This window comes from Streptomyces tateyamensis, from assembly GCF_003205575.1.
Classification (GTDB): domain Bacteria; phylum Actinomycetota; class Actinomycetes; order Streptomycetales; family Streptomycetaceae; genus Kitasatospora; species Kitasatospora tateyamensis.
In genome coordinates this window covers 1,968-2,338 of sequence record NZ_PYBW01000291.1, presented here as the reverse complement: position 1 = coordinate 2,338, position 371 = coordinate 1,968, and the positions used below count along the sequence as shown (strand labels likewise).

Annotated in this window: 1 protein-coding gene; it reads right to left on the bottom strand. The window is 74.9% G+C overall.

The genetic code is table 11. The features are described from left to right. Positions 1 to 371: cobaltochelatase subunit CobN (locus C7C46_RS37075; protein WP_245985330.1), on the bottom strand; the 371-nt coding region annotated here is incomplete at both ends.

The following is a 371-nucleotide window of genomic DNA, read 5'->3' as shown; positions in this document are numbered from 1 at the left end:
TGTCGTGCTCGCGGGTGTCGGTGTTCTTGGCCGCCACCGTGATCCGCTTGTAGGCGGTCTCCATCTCCTCGCGGGCCGGGCGCCCGTCGAGCCCGCGCCCGTACGCGTACCCGCCCCAGACCGTGTACACCTCGGCGAGGTCCGCGTCGGTGCGCCAGTCCCGGCTGTCGATCAGCTGCAGCAGGCCGGCCCCGTAGGTGCCCGGCCGGGAGCCGAACACCCGGACCGTGGCCCGCCGTTCGTCCCCGTGCTCGGCCAGGTCGGCCTGCACGTGGGCGCGGACGAAGTTCTCCGCCGGGCCCTCCTCCTGAGCCGCGGCCAGGCGCACCGCGTCGTCCAGCAGGGCGACCACGTGCGGGAAGGCGTCCCGG